A 13,699-nucleotide genomic window follows, 5' to 3' on the forward strand; every position below is an offset into this window, starting at 1 on the left:
TTTAATTTCCAGCTATGCGAAAGTAGCAACGTGCGTGTGACGGTGATGGCGACCGCTTCAGTGATTGTCGCCGGGATGCTGGCTGCTCCGCAGGCAAACGCGGGACCGCAGACATGTAATGACGCGTTCTGCACACCGGGTATCAACCCGAACGCAGTGCTCGGCGCTCCGTGCGACAACACCTCCTACTACGTGTTCGGGGTCGACGCACGCAACGGATGGGGGCGCCTGTTGTTCTGCGGCTCACCACGGCGCTACGAGCCGCGGTGGTTCCGGTCGCCACCCATGGTGGGCATCCGCGACGAGAACAGCCTCTGCATCAACGAACTCGACTCGGTGGCCCAAGCCCCGGACGGGCTGTTCCTGAGCTGTGTTCCGATGAATGGCGAACAGCGCTGGCTCCGCGGCGACGCCTGATCCAACGGACTGGGTCAAATGCTTGAAGACGCTTGAGGGCGACGCGGTTCGCGTCGCCCTCAAGCATTTTGATGTTTCGGTTGCGAGGTCTACCAGTTCCGGATCGAACACAGTGCGCCCTTGGGGCCGCTGTTGGTCTTGACCACCACGCCGTCGACTGCCAGTTTGCAGTTGAATCCGGGGGTCGGAAAATTGGGCGATTCACCGCTCTGCACGAGGACCATGGCCCACAGGTCCGGATCGGCAAGCATCGCGTCGAAAACCCATGGCCTGTCCGGTGCGATGTCCACATCGGCCCGCGGGCTGAACTCGTACGGATTGTGGCTGTAATCCGAGAACTGTGCGGGATCGCTGTCGCGGTAGTAGATGTGAGCCCAGTAGGGGGCATCGGCGGTCACGGTGTACTGCACGTGGTGCAGCGGCGGGCCGGCCAGCTCGGGATCGTCGGCGAATGCCGGTGCGGCCGTGGCGATTGCGCCGGCCGCCAGGGTGGCAGCCGTCGCGATGTTCAGGGCTCGGCTCGTCGGGTAGCGCATCGATCACATCCTCGTCAGGGTGAACGGGTAGGTGAAGGAGCCACCGGGAGCGCCGTCGCAGCCGGCGTCGAACGTGGAGACCATCTCGCCTGCGAGTGTGTTCGCGTCCCACGTGTAGACGTCGTGGGTCGGGATCGTCGGCCCGTAGTAGATGTCCCCGCACCGCAAGCCGTAGAACTCGTCGATCGTCAAGGTGTAGCGACCGTCGACCAGCCTCGCGTCGCCACGGTTTGAGACCGCCTTGGCGACCGGCTGGGGGATGGTCACGATGGTGACGCAGTCCTTCTGCCTGACGTCGGACCCGGGTTCGCGGCACGGCGTGATCGCTGACCACAACCACGTGTGGAAATCCCTGCGGTCGGGCATGTTGAGGCTGTAGTTGCCGAAATACATGGCCTGCGACGGCGGTGCCAATGCGATTGCTGTCCCCAACCCGAGCGCGGCGCTCATCGCCATACGGATCAAGCTGGATTTCACGGGCACCTCCACGGATCAGCACTGGTCGGCTGACTATAGAACGAGATCGAGCTTCACCGTGCCGAAACCGGAATCTCGTCTTCGCCAGCGAGATTGTCATTCTCGCAATAGGAGAATAACAAATACGGGCGAAGGCGAGATCCGCGGAATCGTCTGTCGAGCGGTGGGGTCAGCGCACCGGGTTGAACGTGATGTGCAGATCGGTCAGGCCGCGCAGGATGAACGTCGGCTCGTAGGTGTAGCGACGATCGTCGGCGGGGCCGTGAAAATCCTCGTCGATACCGATGTCGGCCATCCGGTCCAGGATCCGCTCCAGCGACACCCGGCCTTCGACGCGGGCCAGTGGGCCGCCGGGGCAGCTGTGCACGCCACGGCCGAATGCGATGTGCTCGCGCACGTTCTTGCGATCGAGGCTGAACGTGTGTGGATCCTCGAAGCGGACCGGGTCGCGGTTCACCGCGCCCGGGCACACCATGAGCGTGGTGCCGGCGGGTACATCGATGTCGCCGAGCTTGGTGTCCTTCTTGGCCAGCCGGAACTGGCTCTTGACCGGGGCGTCCATCCGCAAGGCTTCCTCGACGAAGGTCGGGATGCGGCTGCGGTCGTCGCGCAGGGCCTGCTGGATGTCCGGGCGGTCGCCGAGCACCCGCAGCGACGCCGAGAGGAGCTTGGTGGTGGTCTCCTGGCCGGCGGCGAAAAGGAAGGTGGCGGATCGAACCACCTCGATGATGGGCGGTACGGAACCGTCCGGGTAGTTCGCTGTGGCGAGGGCCGTCAGCACGTCGTCGCGGGGTTCTTTCCGGCGGTCTTCGAGGTAACCGATGAACTTCTCGTCGAGCCATTCCAACGGATTGCTGGAAACGAGGTCGCCGTCGAGGGAGCCGACCTGCGCCCCGGGTCGGGGCGCGCCCAGCACGGTGCGGAACTCTTCGTGGTCTTCTTCCGGTACGCCCAGCATGTCGGCGATCACCAGGAGTGAGAAAGGCTTGGCGTAGGCGCTGAGGAACTCACACTTGCCGTCGGCGATGAAATCGTCGAGACACTGGTCGGCCAGCCGCCACATGAAGTCCTCGTTCTCCTTCAACCGGCGCGGTGTCAGCAGCCGATTGAGCAGGGAACGGGCGTTGGTGTGGTCGGGTGGGTCCATCGTGACCATGTGTTCGAACATCGGCATCTGGGAGCGATGCGCCGCAATCTGCTCGGTGATGTCCGAACCTTCAGGGGTGAAGGGCAGCGGCGGGAACGGGCCGGCCACCGCGATGCACGACGAGAAGAGATCGGAGTCCTTGAGGACCGTAGTGGCCTCTTCGAACCCGGTGATCGCCATGACGCCGTAATTCGGTTCCTTCACCACCGGACACTTGCTGCGCAGGTGGTCGAAGTACGGGTGCGGGTCGGGTACCAGCGACTGGTCGGTGAAGTAGTCGACAGTGTCGTAATTGGTCGTGCCGGAATCGCTCATGATGTGCGCTGCCTCCCGAAATCGATATGCGCTGCGGTGGTTTCGCGACGGGCTGCACCGCGCGAAGAATTATCGAAAATTGCTGAGCACCTGCTTAGCATGGCGGTAGAGTCGTGGTCAAGATCGCGTGGCTGGGCGAAAGTTACGATCAGCCGGACGTTGTTGGGGGCGGGGCGAGAGGAGGATCGGGTATGGCATCGGAGCGGAGGATCGGAGCGCCCGACGCAAAGAACCGGATCGTGCTGCTCGACGCTGCCGAGGCACTGATGATCGAGGAGGGATACGTCGCGGTCACGTCCCGCCGGGTGGCTGAGCGGGCCGGTCTCAAGCCCCAGTTGGTGCACTACTACTTCCGCACCATGGACGACCTGTTCCTGGCGGTGTTCGTGCGACGTGCCGACGAGGGGTTGGCTGCGCAGGCCGAAGCCCTGAACTCCCCGCAGCCGCTGTGGGCGCTGTGGCGGTTCGGCACCGATCCGAGCGCGACGCGCTTGACGATGGAGATGACGGGGCTTGCCAACCACCGACCGGCGCTGCGGGCTGAGATCGGCCGCTACGCCGAGATGTTCCGCGACGCGGAAACCAAGGCGATCGACGGGGCACTGCGGCGCTACGGCGTCGACTCGTCGGAGGTGCCGCCGATCGTGTGGACATTCATCGCAGCCAGTGTGTCGCGGGTGATGGTCATGGAGCAGGCTCTCGGAATGACGGCAGGCCACGCCGAGGTGCTGCAGTTCTGCGAGGACTGGCTGAGGCGTCTCGAAGGCGAGCCGCAGCCGATGGAACTGCCGGCCTGAGGCCTGCCCTTGTGCGGGCAGCCGCGAATGTCCCCCGAACCGATGGTTGCGGGGGACATTCACGTCGGATCGCCGGGGAACTAGAGCGAGAGGATGGTGGCCGAGGCCGTGCCCGGTGCGCCGTAGACCTGGGCCAGGCCGACGCGGGGGTTGCCCGGTACCTGGCGTTCGCCTGCTTCACCACGGAGCTGACGCACCAGCTCGTGCATCTGCCGTAGACCCGAGGCGCCGATGGGCTCGCCGTTGGCGATCAGGCCGCCGTCGGTGTTGACCGGGATCGACCCGCCGATTTCGGTGGCGCCGTCGGCCAGCAGCTTCTCCTGCTCGCCATCGGCACACAACCCGGTCTCGGCCATGTGGATCACCTCGGCGCCGGCATCGGTGTCCTGCAGCTGGGCGACGTCCACGTCTTCGGGTCCGATGCCCGCGGCCTCGTAGGCGGCCTTCGCCGCGAACACGGTCGGCGAGGGGTCCTCATCGAGCGGCGCCGACGTTCCGTGTACCTCGTAGGCGCCGAAGGTCCGGGTCCGGATCTCGCTGGCCCGCACGTACACCGGCTTGTCGGTGTATTTGTGGGCGATGTCGGCACGACACATGATCACCGCGGCCGCGCCTTCGTCGGGTGCGCAGAACATGTACTGCCGCAGCGGGTAGTTCAGCACCGGGGAGGCCATGATCTCCTCGACCGAGATCTCCTTGCGCCGGAACGCATTCGGGTTCTTCTCACCGTTGCGGAAGTTCTTGTTGGCCACCCGCGCCAGCGTCTCCTCGGAGATGTTGTGCTTGTGGATGTAGTGGTTGGCCTTCATCCCGAAGAACTTGGTGGTGACGAACTGGCCGTTCTCGGCATACCACTGCGGCAGCGCGAGTTTGGCCGGGTCGTCGGTGAAGGCGCCGCGCGGGTGCTTGTCCAGGCCGATCGCGATGCCGATGTCGTACTTACCCAGCCGGATCGTGTCGGCGGTCTGTTGGATCGCGCTGGCCGCGGTGGCACATGCGTTGAACACGTTGGTGAACGTGATGCCGGTCAGCCCGACCAGTCGGGTGACCGCATCGGGATTCGACACCTCATAGCTGCCGCCGAACCCGAACTGGATGTCCTTCCATTCCAGGCCGGCATCCTCCAGTGCGAATTGGATTGCCTCGGCGCCCATTTGCATCGCGGTCTTGTCGAAGCGGCCGAACGGGTGCAGGCCGACGCCGATGATGGCTACGTCATTGGTCATGTGCGCGGCCTTTCTGGACGGGCTGGAAGGCGAAGGTGACAACGTCGTTGCCGTCTTCGTCGGTGGTGAACGGGATCATGGTGAGTTCGACGTCCATGCCGAATTGGAGTTTGGCGGGGTCGTTTTCGGTGAGGCGGCCTTCGACGCGGATGACGGGGCCGGTGTCGTCGGTGAGTTCGACGAGGCCGACGCCGAAGGGGACGAAGGCTTTTCCGGTGGGGCCTTTGTAGGGGGCGCCGGGTGGGAAGCCCTGGGTGGTCCAGGCGATGACGGTGCCGCGTCGGGGCAGCAGGGCTTGTTCGGTGTTGCCGCCGGAGCATTTGGGGCAGCGGGCCTGGGCGGGGAACGTGGTGGCCGTGCAGTCGGTGCAGCGGCTGCCGATCAGCTGGGGTTCGGCATCGGGCCAGGTCGAGATCTCGGGCGCCAGAGCCTTCTGAGTTGACACGTCGCTGACGATAACTGGAAATGCAATTCTCGTCTAGTGAGAACCGACTCTCGGTAGGCTCCTCGATGCAGTTGAGACGGCATGGACAGATGGAGGCGGCGTGAGCGAGGTTCTACCGGGAGAGGTCCGCCAGATCGGGTACGTGGTCACCGACCTGGACGATGCAATAGAGGGCTGGCTGAAGATGGGTGTCGGTCCGTGGTTCGTGATCCGCGACCTGCCGCAGCGGGTGACCTACCGGGGTGCGCCGTGCGAGGTGAAACTGTCCCTCGCGCTGTCCAACAGCGGTGACCTTCAGGTCGAGTTGATCCAACAACTCGATGACACGCCCAGCATCTTCACCGAGTTCCTCGGCGGCTCCGGCGCGGGAGGCTTTCACCAACTTGCCTACTGGGCAGACGATTTCGATGCGGCGATGGACAAGCTCGGCGAGGAGGGCTGGCCCCAGGTGTGGTCGGGCGGGGAAGGGGAGGGGGTGCGCTTCGCGTACTTCGAGCCGCCGACAGGTGCCTCGATCATCGAGGTCATGGAGCTGACCGACGCCTCGGCCGGCATGGCCGCCTTCGTACGCGCGCAGGCCGCCGACTGGGACGGCAGCGATCCGGTTCGGGAGTTGGGCGGCTGACGTCGGCCGAGCGGCCAGTTGTGACACATTTTCTCGCAACGGCCGTGTCGGAACCGGCCATTCGACAGGCGGTCGCCAACGGCGCGCTTATTTGCCTTTGTTCATCACCTTGTCCGCGGCAGCCCAGTGCTCGTCCGAGCACCACAGCCGGGCGAAGGCCGCGACCGCCTCGGTGGTCGACACCCCGTTGATCACCCGCTTGACCTCACCGGCCTGATGTCGGGCCAGAAGCTGCGCCGTCGACCGCCAGGTCTCGGCGAACTCGGCCCGGGGGACGACCTGGTCGATCAGGCCGACCTGCTCGGCCTCGCGTGCGCCGAGGATGCGACCGGTTCCGGCCAGCAACAGCGCCCGGCTGCGACCGACCAGGGTGGCGAGTCGTTCGGCCCCGCCCCAGGCGGGCATGATCGCCAGGGCCACCTGGTTGAAGCCGATCTTGATGTCATCGGCGGCGATTCGGATGTCTGCCGCGACGGCGACCTCGGCCCCACCGCCCAGGGCGTGGCCGTTGAGCGCCGCGATGACCGGCCCGTCGAAACCGGCGATGCGGTCGCAGATCGTGCGCATCCGCCAGGCCATCTCGGAAGCCTCGAGTTCGGTGCGCAGTGCTGCCAGTTCCTTGAGGTCGCCCCCGGAGACGAAGGCGCGGTCGCCGCCGCCGGTGATCACCAGGGCGGACGCGCCGGCTGCTCCGTCGAGCGCCTTGTTCAGCGCATCCATGGTGTCCAGCGAGATGGCATTGCGTGCCTGCGGTCGGTCGATCGTGATGACCGCCAGTTCGCCGTCGATTTCGAGGTCGACCATCAAACGTTCTCCAGTTCCGGGATTGGCATTCTCGTTTGATGAGAATAGCATCACCGTTGTGCGCGACATCCCCGTTGAGCTGACCAAACGGTACGTCGAAGAAGGCTGGTGGCGGCCGGAAACCCTGGGGCAGATGCTGGCCGACGGTTTGGCCGCCAGCCCCGATGCCGGGTTCTACGTGCACTCCGCGACCCGTCCGTACGAGGGCACCTTCGGCGAGGTCGAGCGCTCCGCCCGGCGCCTGGCCGCCGGGCTTCGCGATCGCGGAGTCGGACCCGGTGACGTCGTGGCCCTACAACTGCCGAACTGGATGGAGGCCGCGGTCGCATTCTGGGCCTCGGCATTCCTCGGTGCCGTGACCGTGCCGATCGTGCACTTCTACGGACGCAAGGAACTCGGCCACATCATGGCCACGGCGAAACCGAAGGTGTTCATCACCACCGAGCAGTTCGGCCGGATGAAGTTCGAGCCCGATCTGTGTGCCGATGTCCCGATCGTCGGCCTGGTCGGCCTGTCCGACGAGCGCTCGCGCGAGCAGCATGTTCACGCGTACACTGACTTGCTGGCCGACGAGCCGATGAACGGCACCCTGACCGCGGATCCCGCGGCCCCGGCCCTGATCGCCTTCACCTCCGGAACCACCCGCGAGCCCAAAGGCGTTATCCACAGCCATCAGACGCTGGGCTTCGAAACCCGCCAGTTGCTGGAGAACTATCCACCGGACCGGGGTCGTCAGCTCACCGCCACGCCCGTCGGGCATTTCATCGGCATGCTCGGCGCGTTCCTGATCCCGGTGCTGGAGGGTGCCCCGATCGATCTGTGCGACGTCTGGGATCCGGGCAAGGTGCTGGAGTTGATCGAGCGGGACGGATTGTCGATCGGCGGCGGGCCACCGTATTTCGTCACCAGCCTGATGGACCATCCGCAGTTCAACGAACGCCATCTGGCCCGGTTCACCACTGTCGGCCTGGGCGGCTCGACGGTGCCCGCGGCCGTCACCCGGCGACTGGCCGATCTGGGCCTGTTCGTCTTCCGTTCCTATGGCAGCACCGAACATCCGTCGATAACCGGATCCGGCGCAGGGGCGCCGGAGGCCAAGCGCCTCTACACCGATGGCAATGTGCGTCCCGGTGTGGAGATCCGGCTCGGGTCGGACGGCGAAATCTTCAGCCGTGGACCGGATCTGTGCCTCGGCTATACCGACGATGCCCTCACTGCAAAGCATTTCGACTCCGACGGCTGGTATCGCACGGGTGACATCGGAGTGCTCGACGAGGACGGGTACCTGACCATCACCGACCGCACCACCGACCTCATCATCCGGGGCGGCGAGAACATCAGCGCGCTCGAGGTGGAGGAGGTGCTGCTGGGCCTGCCCGATGTGATCGAGGCGATCGTGGTGGCCGCACCGGACGCGCGGCTGGGCGAGAGGGTGGCCGCGGTCCTTCGGGTGCGCGACGGCGGCAGGATGCCCACCCTCGATCAGGTGCGGGCGCATTTCGAGTCCTGTGGGATGGCCCGGCAGAAATGGCCGGAAGAGCTACATCAGGCCGAGGATTTTCCCCGCACGGCCAGCGGCAAGGTTCAGAAGTTCGTCATCCGTCAGGAGATTGCTGCAATCGCCCGGTGAGCAGCCCTCGGGCCGAGCTGGGCATTGCGGCAGTTATCAAGTGAGAATATGATTCTCTCGAATTGCAAAGGAGTTTTCCATGGGACAACTGTCGCATAGGGTCGACATTCCGTTTCCGCTGTTCGACGCGGACAACCACCTCTACGAGCCGCCGGAGGCGATGACCAAGTACCTCCCCAAGGAGTACAAGGACATCGTCCAGTACGTCGAGGTCAACGGCCGCACCAAGATCGCTATTGACGGCCACATCAGCAACTACATCCCGAACCCCACGTTCTCGCATGTCGCCAAGCCGGGTGCCTGGGAGGAGTACTTCAAGTTCGGCAACCCGGACGGCAAGAGCAAGCGCGAGCTGTTCGGTGAGCCGATGCGGTCCATCCCGGCGTTCTTCGAGCCGGAGCCGCGTCTGGAGCTGATGAACGAACTCGGCGTCGACCGCAGCCTGATGTTCCCGACGCTGGCCAGCCTCATCGAGGAGCGCTTGCGCGACAATCCGGTCGCCATCCACGTCATCGTCCACTCGCTCAACCAGTGGCTGGACGAGGTCTGGGGCTTCAACTACCAGAACCGCATCTTCACCACCCCGGTCATCACCCTGCCGATCGTCGAGAAGGCGATCGAAGAGCTGGAGTGGGCAGTCAAGCGAGGCGCCCGCGCCATCCTGATCCGCCCGGCCCCGGTGCCCGGCTTCCGTGGCCCGCGTTCGTTCGCGCTGCCCGAGTTCGACCCCTTCTGGGAGCGCTGCGTCGAGTACGACGTGTTCGTCGGCATGCACTCCTCGGACAGCGGCTACTCGCGCTACACCTCGGAATGGGACGGCACGGTGCAGGAGATGCTGCCGTTCCAGACCAATGCCATGTCGATCCTCAACGAGTGGCGCCCGATCCAGGATGCGGTGGCCTCCTGGGTGATCCACGGTGCCCTGTTCCGCTTCCCGAAGCTCAAGGTGGGCATCGTCGAGGCCGGGTCGAAATGGATGTTCCCGCTGCTGGATTCGATGGCCGAGGTCTACAAGAAGGCCCCGGAGGCCTTCTTGGGCAACCCCATCGAGGAGATCAAGAACCGCATCTACGTCAGCCCGTTCTACGAAGAGGGCATCGACGACCTGATCAACCTGATCGGCGTGGACCAGGTGCTCTACGGCTCCGACTGGCCGCACCCGGAGGGCCTGGCCGAGCCGACCCACTACGTGACCGCGCTCGAGCACCTGGCCGTCGAGGATCAGGCCAAGATCATGGGCGGCAATTTGGGCCGCCTGGTCACGCTCTAAGGGGCCGACACATCAATCAGTGGCAGACCATCCCCGCGATGGTCTTGAGTGCAGCGGACCGTTTCGGCGACACGGACGCGGTCGTCGACTATGGCGACAATCCGGCCGGGGCCGACGGTCCGCTGCGTCTGTCCTTCACCGAACTGGTCGAGCGCATCCGGAAGGCCTCGGGTGCGTTCGTCGAGTTCGGCATCGCCAAGGGGGACCGGGTCGCGGTCTGGGCCCCCAACTCCGCCGAGTGGATCATCGCCGCGTTCGGGATCATGGTCGCCGGCGGCGTGCTGGTTCCGGTCAACACCCGGTTCAAGGCCGAAGAGGCCGCCGACGTGGTGGCGCGCAGCGGTGCCAAGGCGGTATTGGTCCAAAAAGGTTTCCTCGGACAGGATTTCACTTTCTCAGAGACTGATCTCGATGTTCCGACCATCGATCTGAAGTCCGACTTCCTGAGTAGTGGAAGCCCGTACACGCGCGATGTGGAGCCCACCGACATCGCCGATGTCATCTTCACCTCGGGCACCACCGGTAGGCCCAAGGGCGCGATGATGAACCATCGCCAGACGCTGCGGGCCTACGAGGAGTGGGCCACCCTGGCGGATCTGCGCGAGGGCGATCGCTATCTGATGATCAACCCGTACTTCCACACCTTCGGGTTGAAGGCCGGGTTGGTGGCGTCCTTCCTGCGCGGTGCGACGATGCTGCCGGTGGCGGTGTTCGACGTCGACAACGTAGTGGAACTGATTGAGCGCGAACGCATCACGATGCTGCCGGGCCCGCCCACGCTCTACCACTCGCTGCTGGCCGTAGCGGACCGTGACCGGCTGGCGACGCTGCGGGCAGGGGTGACCGGTGCCGCTGACATCCCGGTGGAACTGGTGCGTCGTATCCGCGAAGAGCTGCCGTTCCAGACGTTGATGACCGGCTACGGCCTCACCGAGGCGGGCAACGTCACGCTGTCACGTCCGGGTGATTCGGCCGAGGATGTGGCCACCACCGCCGGGCTGCCGTGCGAGGGGATGGACGTGCGCATCGCTGACGACACCGAGGTGCTGGTGCGCGGCTACAACGTGATGCAGGGCTACCTGGACGATCCGGCGGCCACTGCCGAGGCGATCGATCCCGACGGCTGGCTGCACACCGGAGATCTCGGCGAGTTCACCGAGTCCGGACGGCTGCGGATCGTCGGCCGTAAGAAAGACATGTTCATCGTCGGAGGCTTCAACGCCTACCCGGCCGAGATCGAGGGATTCCTGCTCGAGCATCCGGCGATTGCCCAGGTTGCCGTCATCGGCGTCGCCGACGAGCGGATGGGGCAGGTCGGCAAGGCGTTCGTGGTGCTGCGGGACGAGCCCGGCGCGGCGATCGCTGCGGAGGAATTGATCGCCTGGAGCCGCGAGCGCATGGCTGGCTACAAGGTGCCCCGGTATGTCGAGTTTCTCGACGAACTACCACTCAATGCCACCGGCAAGGTGATGAAGAATGAGCTTGAGGCGCGGGTAACGGCGAGTCCGGGCTAAGTGAGCACACAGTGCGTAAACATCATTTCCGCAGGTAAATGCGCATTTATGCGCCTGCTGTCGATGATGTACTCTCGGGTCACTACCGCAAACTGATAACGTAATTCTCGTTAAGCAGGCTGCTGAACGGACAGGAGGTCGGCATGCCGTCCCGCAAGCCTTCGTCGCCGGTAATCGATACTAGCGAAGATGACGCGTCACCGAGCGACGCACTGAAACTGGCTGAACAGGCCGAAGCGGAGGCCGCAGAGGCCGAGGCCGTTGCGGCCGCCGCGCGGGCCAGGGCCCGCGCCATTCGGCTGCGTAACCAGGCCGACGCCGACAAGGACGCCGCGGACGCGACCGTGGCCGACGGTCCGGTTGACGAAGTGCCGACAACCGAGCCTGCCGACGTCCCCGATGCCGGCGAGTCCGATACCCCTGAGATCACCGACACCGCCGGCGTCGACGCAGAGGCAGGGGCCGTTGAGGCCGAACCGCTTGAAAAGGCAGAGCCAGAGGCCGCCGAGGGCACGTCGGCCCGCCGACTCCCGCGGGTGCGGGTTTCGGGTCTGTTCTGGAAGGTGCTCGCGACCTGCCTGACGCTCATCGTCATCGCTGGACTGCTCGGATTCAGCGGCTGGATGATCTGGCACAACCGCCAAGCCGAGCATCGCCAGCAGTTGGCGGCCGAGTACACCGCTGCCGCCCGCCAGACCGTCGTCACCCTCATGTCGCTGGACTTCAACCACGCTCAAGATGCCGTCAAGAACATCCTCGACAACTCGACGGGCGAGTTCCGGGAGGACTTCGAGGCGCAGTCGAAGGACTTCGTCAAGCTGGCCCAGGACGCAAAGGTGGTGACCGAGGCGAACGTGACGGGCGCCGCGGTGGACACCATGAGCGACAACAACGCCGTTGTGCTGGTCGCAGTGAACACCAAGGTGACCAACACCACCGGGGCCAACAAGCAACCGCGGCCGTGGCGAGTGGCCGTCAACATGGTCCGCGAAGGTGACCAGATCAAGCTGTCGAAAGTCGAGTTCGTGCCGTGACCCTGGACCAGGACATCAAAGAGACCGAGAAAGCCGACACCGAGACGGCAGTCGAGATCGAAGAGGGCGCCGAGGAGCAGGCCGAGACCGATGCGGCCGACGACAGCGACACGGCTGCTTCTGAGCCACCGGGAGGTTGGCGGCAGCGGCTGAAGATGCTGTGGTTCCCGCTGGCACTTGTGGTGGCGCTGATCGCGTCGGCCGCCCTGGCCGGATGGCTGTACTTCGCGCAGTTCCGCGTTGACCAGCAGACCGGTCCGGCAGCGTCGGCGACTGTGCTCAAGGCGGCCAGCGAAGGCACGACGGCGCTCCTGACCTACGCGCCGGACAGTCTCGACCGCGATTTCACGGCCGCAAAGTCACATCTGACCGGAGATTTTCTCTCGTACTACACCCAGTTCACGCAGGAGATCGTCGCCCCCGCCGCCAAGCAGAAGTCGGTCAAGACCACTGCGGCGGTCGTGCGTTCGGCCGTCTCGGAGATCCACCCCGATTCAGCGGTGGTGCTGGTGTTCGTGAACCAGGCCACGACGAGCGCCGAGAACCCCAACGGGAGTTTCACGGCCAGCGCCGTCAAAGTCGGGATGAGCAAGATCAACGGCAACTGGTTGATCTCGTCGTTCGACCCGGTGTAACGGCGCTACCAGCGAGGGGGCGTCAGTCCTGAGCGTGACGCTCGTACGCCCATCGCTCCAGCCACGTCTGTAGTTCGTGCACCGCCAGCGCGGTGATCACTGCGCTGAAGACAGCGAGGCCCAGCAATAGCGCACTCATGGCCGGCACCCCGCGTTGCCGTTGTGTTGGCGGCTCACGTGCAACCCGGGACGGTGCGGTGAGCCTGGGACCACGTAGTGCGTTACCTGCCTCGGTGCGGCGCCGTCGGGCGTGTCCAGGACAGACCGCTTGATGGCCTGGTAACGATCGCGCTCAGCGGCACACCAGGAGTCGGGCCAACCTTCGAGCAGGTCGCGGCTTCGGACCAGCCGGTGCAGGGCGGGATGGGTGACCGAAGGTGCCGGTCGTCCGTCGATCACCGCCATTGCCTCGTGCAATGCGAGCGCTTCGTGCCAGTCAACCTTCACCTCGGGGGCCAGGCTGACGTACTGGTGCCGCACCACGAGCAGGGCGTCTGCGCCCAACGGTCGCAATCGCCACAGCGCGGATCGCAACGAGGACACCGCCTTGTGTGGCGGGCTGCCCGGCCACAGCAGGTCGCATACCCAGCTGCGGTGCAGCTCGCGGCGCTTCACAGCGGCCAACGCCACCAACCGGCGACAGGACGGCGGCAAGACCACCGGCTCCATGTCGCGGTAGACGGCGAACTCGCCGAGGACGTTCAGCGTGAATTGCTTGGACACAACATCATCCTCGAGCGTGGCCGCGGCTCTGACATCAGTAGTGCACTACTCGTATTTCGAGTTTTTTCGGCGAGTTTCTGCGACCACGCCGCCGCGAATCCTCG

General features: G+C 65.1%; 15 protein-coding genes. 8 read left to right on the forward strand and 7 right to left on the reverse strand.

Annotation, left to right across the window (positions count from 1 at the left end; genetic code table 11):
- Positions 1 to 45 precede the first annotated feature (45 nt).
- The gene (locus ACZYZ7_RS21860; RefSeq protein WP_036450882.1) at positions 46 to 417 is read left to right on the forward strand and encodes a hypothetical protein; all 372 of its coding nucleotides are present in this window, start codon (positions 46 to 48) and stop codon (positions 415 to 417) included.
- Positions 418 to 506: 89 nt separating this feature from the next.
- Here ACZYZ7_RS21860 and ACZYZ7_RS21865 read toward each other — a convergent pair whose 3' ends face one another.
- The 3 genes from ACZYZ7_RS21865 to ACZYZ7_RS21875 all read right to left on the reverse strand — a co-directional run bounded on the left by ACZYZ7_RS21865 (position 507) and on the right by ACZYZ7_RS21875 (position 2,892).
- A complete protein-coding gene (locus tag ACZYZ7_RS21865) occupies positions 507 to 953 on the reverse strand; it encodes a hypothetical protein (RefSeq protein ID WP_135456683.1) in 447 nt (148 codons plus the stop codon).
- A 3-nt stretch (positions 954 to 956) separates the two neighbouring features.
- Complete coding sequence (locus ACZYZ7_RS21870; protein ID WP_135456681.1) at positions 957 to 1,430, reverse strand: hypothetical protein; 474 nt, start codon at positions 1,428 to 1,430, stop codon at positions 957 to 959.
- Positions 1,431 to 1,599: 169 nt separating this feature from the next.
- Positions 1,600 to 2,892, reverse strand: coding sequence for a cytochrome P450 (locus tag ACZYZ7_RS21875; RefSeq protein WP_450072310.1), 1,293 nt, complete (start codon positions 2,890 to 2,892; stop codon positions 1,600 to 1,602).
- Between the two features lie 191 nt (positions 2,893 to 3,083).
- Between ACZYZ7_RS21875 and ACZYZ7_RS21880 the strand changes: the two genes are divergently transcribed.
- A complete protein-coding gene (locus ACZYZ7_RS21880) occupies positions 3,084 to 3,689 on the forward strand; it encodes a TetR/AcrR family transcriptional regulator (RefSeq protein WP_135456677.1) in 606 nt (201 codons plus the stop codon).
- Positions 3,690 to 3,769: 80 nt separating this feature from the next.
- Here the strand turns inward: ACZYZ7_RS21880 and ACZYZ7_RS21885 are convergent, their stop codons facing one another.
- A complete protein-coding gene (locus ACZYZ7_RS21885) occupies positions 3,770 to 4,915 on the reverse strand; it encodes a thiolase family protein (RefSeq protein WP_450072311.1) in 1,146 nt (381 codons plus the stop codon).
- On the reverse strand, positions 4,905 to 5,372 hold the full coding sequence (locus ACZYZ7_RS21890; RefSeq protein ID WP_463741939.1) for a Zn-ribbon domain-containing OB-fold protein: 468 nt from the start codon (positions 5,370 to 5,372) through the stop codon (positions 4,905 to 4,907). The genes ACZYZ7_RS21885 and ACZYZ7_RS21890 overlap by 11 nt, the downstream gene beginning before the upstream one ends.
- Positions 5,373 to 5,460: 88 nt before the next feature.
- On the opposite strand from ACZYZ7_RS21890, the gene ACZYZ7_RS21895 reads away from it, so the two are divergent.
- Entirely contained in the window at positions 5,461 to 5,985 is a 525-nt protein-coding gene (locus ACZYZ7_RS21895) for a VOC family protein (RefSeq protein ID WP_463741804.1), read from the forward strand.
- Between the two features lie 87 nt (positions 5,986 to 6,072).
- On the opposite strand, the gene ACZYZ7_RS21900 is transcribed toward ACZYZ7_RS21895, so the two are convergent.
- Positions 6,073 to 6,789: an enoyl-CoA hydratase/isomerase family protein gene (locus tag ACZYZ7_RS21900; RefSeq protein ID WP_463741805.1), complete on the reverse strand. Its 717-nt coding sequence runs from the start codon at positions 6,787 to 6,789 to the stop codon at positions 6,073 to 6,075.
- Between the two features lie 58 nt (positions 6,790 to 6,847).
- Here ACZYZ7_RS21900 and ACZYZ7_RS21905 point away from each other — a divergent pair, with 58 nt between their 5' ends.
- From ACZYZ7_RS21905 to ACZYZ7_RS21925, 5 genes are all read left to right on the forward strand, one after another.
- On the forward strand, positions 6,848 to 8,419 hold the full coding sequence (locus ACZYZ7_RS21905; RefSeq protein ID WP_463741806.1) for an AMP-binding protein: 1,572 nt from the start codon (positions 6,848 to 6,850) through the stop codon (positions 8,417 to 8,419).
- A 79-nt stretch (positions 8,420 to 8,498) separates the two neighbouring features.
- Positions 8,499 to 9,689, forward strand: coding sequence for an amidohydrolase family protein (locus ACZYZ7_RS21910; RefSeq protein WP_135456609.1), 1,191 nt, complete (start codon positions 8,499 to 8,501; stop codon positions 9,687 to 9,689).
- Between the two features lie 11 nt (positions 9,690 to 9,700).
- On the forward strand, positions 9,701 to 11,203 hold the full coding sequence (locus ACZYZ7_RS21915; RefSeq protein ID WP_463741940.1) for a FadD3 family acyl-CoA ligase: 1,503 nt from the start codon (positions 9,701 to 9,703) through the stop codon (positions 11,201 to 11,203).
- A gap of 143 nt (positions 11,204 to 11,346) precedes the next feature.
- Positions 11,347 to 12,237: a tetratricopeptide repeat protein gene (locus ACZYZ7_RS21920; RefSeq protein WP_463741807.1), complete on the forward strand. Its 891-nt coding sequence runs from the start codon at positions 11,347 to 11,349 to the stop codon at positions 12,235 to 12,237.
- Positions 12,234 to 12,872, forward strand: coding sequence for a twin-arginine translocation pathway signal (locus ACZYZ7_RS21925; RefSeq protein WP_450072797.1), 639 nt, complete (start codon positions 12,234 to 12,236; stop codon positions 12,870 to 12,872). Before ACZYZ7_RS21920 ends, ACZYZ7_RS21925 begins: the two co-directional genes overlap by 4 nt.
- 135 nt (positions 12,873 to 13,007) lie before the next feature.
- Here ACZYZ7_RS21925 and ACZYZ7_RS21930 read toward each other — a convergent pair whose 3' ends face one another.
- Positions 13,008 to 13,595: an AfsR/SARP family transcriptional regulator gene (locus ACZYZ7_RS21930; RefSeq protein ID WP_135456602.1), complete on the reverse strand. Its 588-nt coding sequence runs from the start codon at positions 13,593 to 13,595 to the stop codon at positions 13,008 to 13,010.
- Between the last annotated feature and the right edge of the window lie 104 nt (positions 13,596 to 13,699).

This window comes from Mycobacterium sp. IDUB_17, from assembly GCF_055419465.1.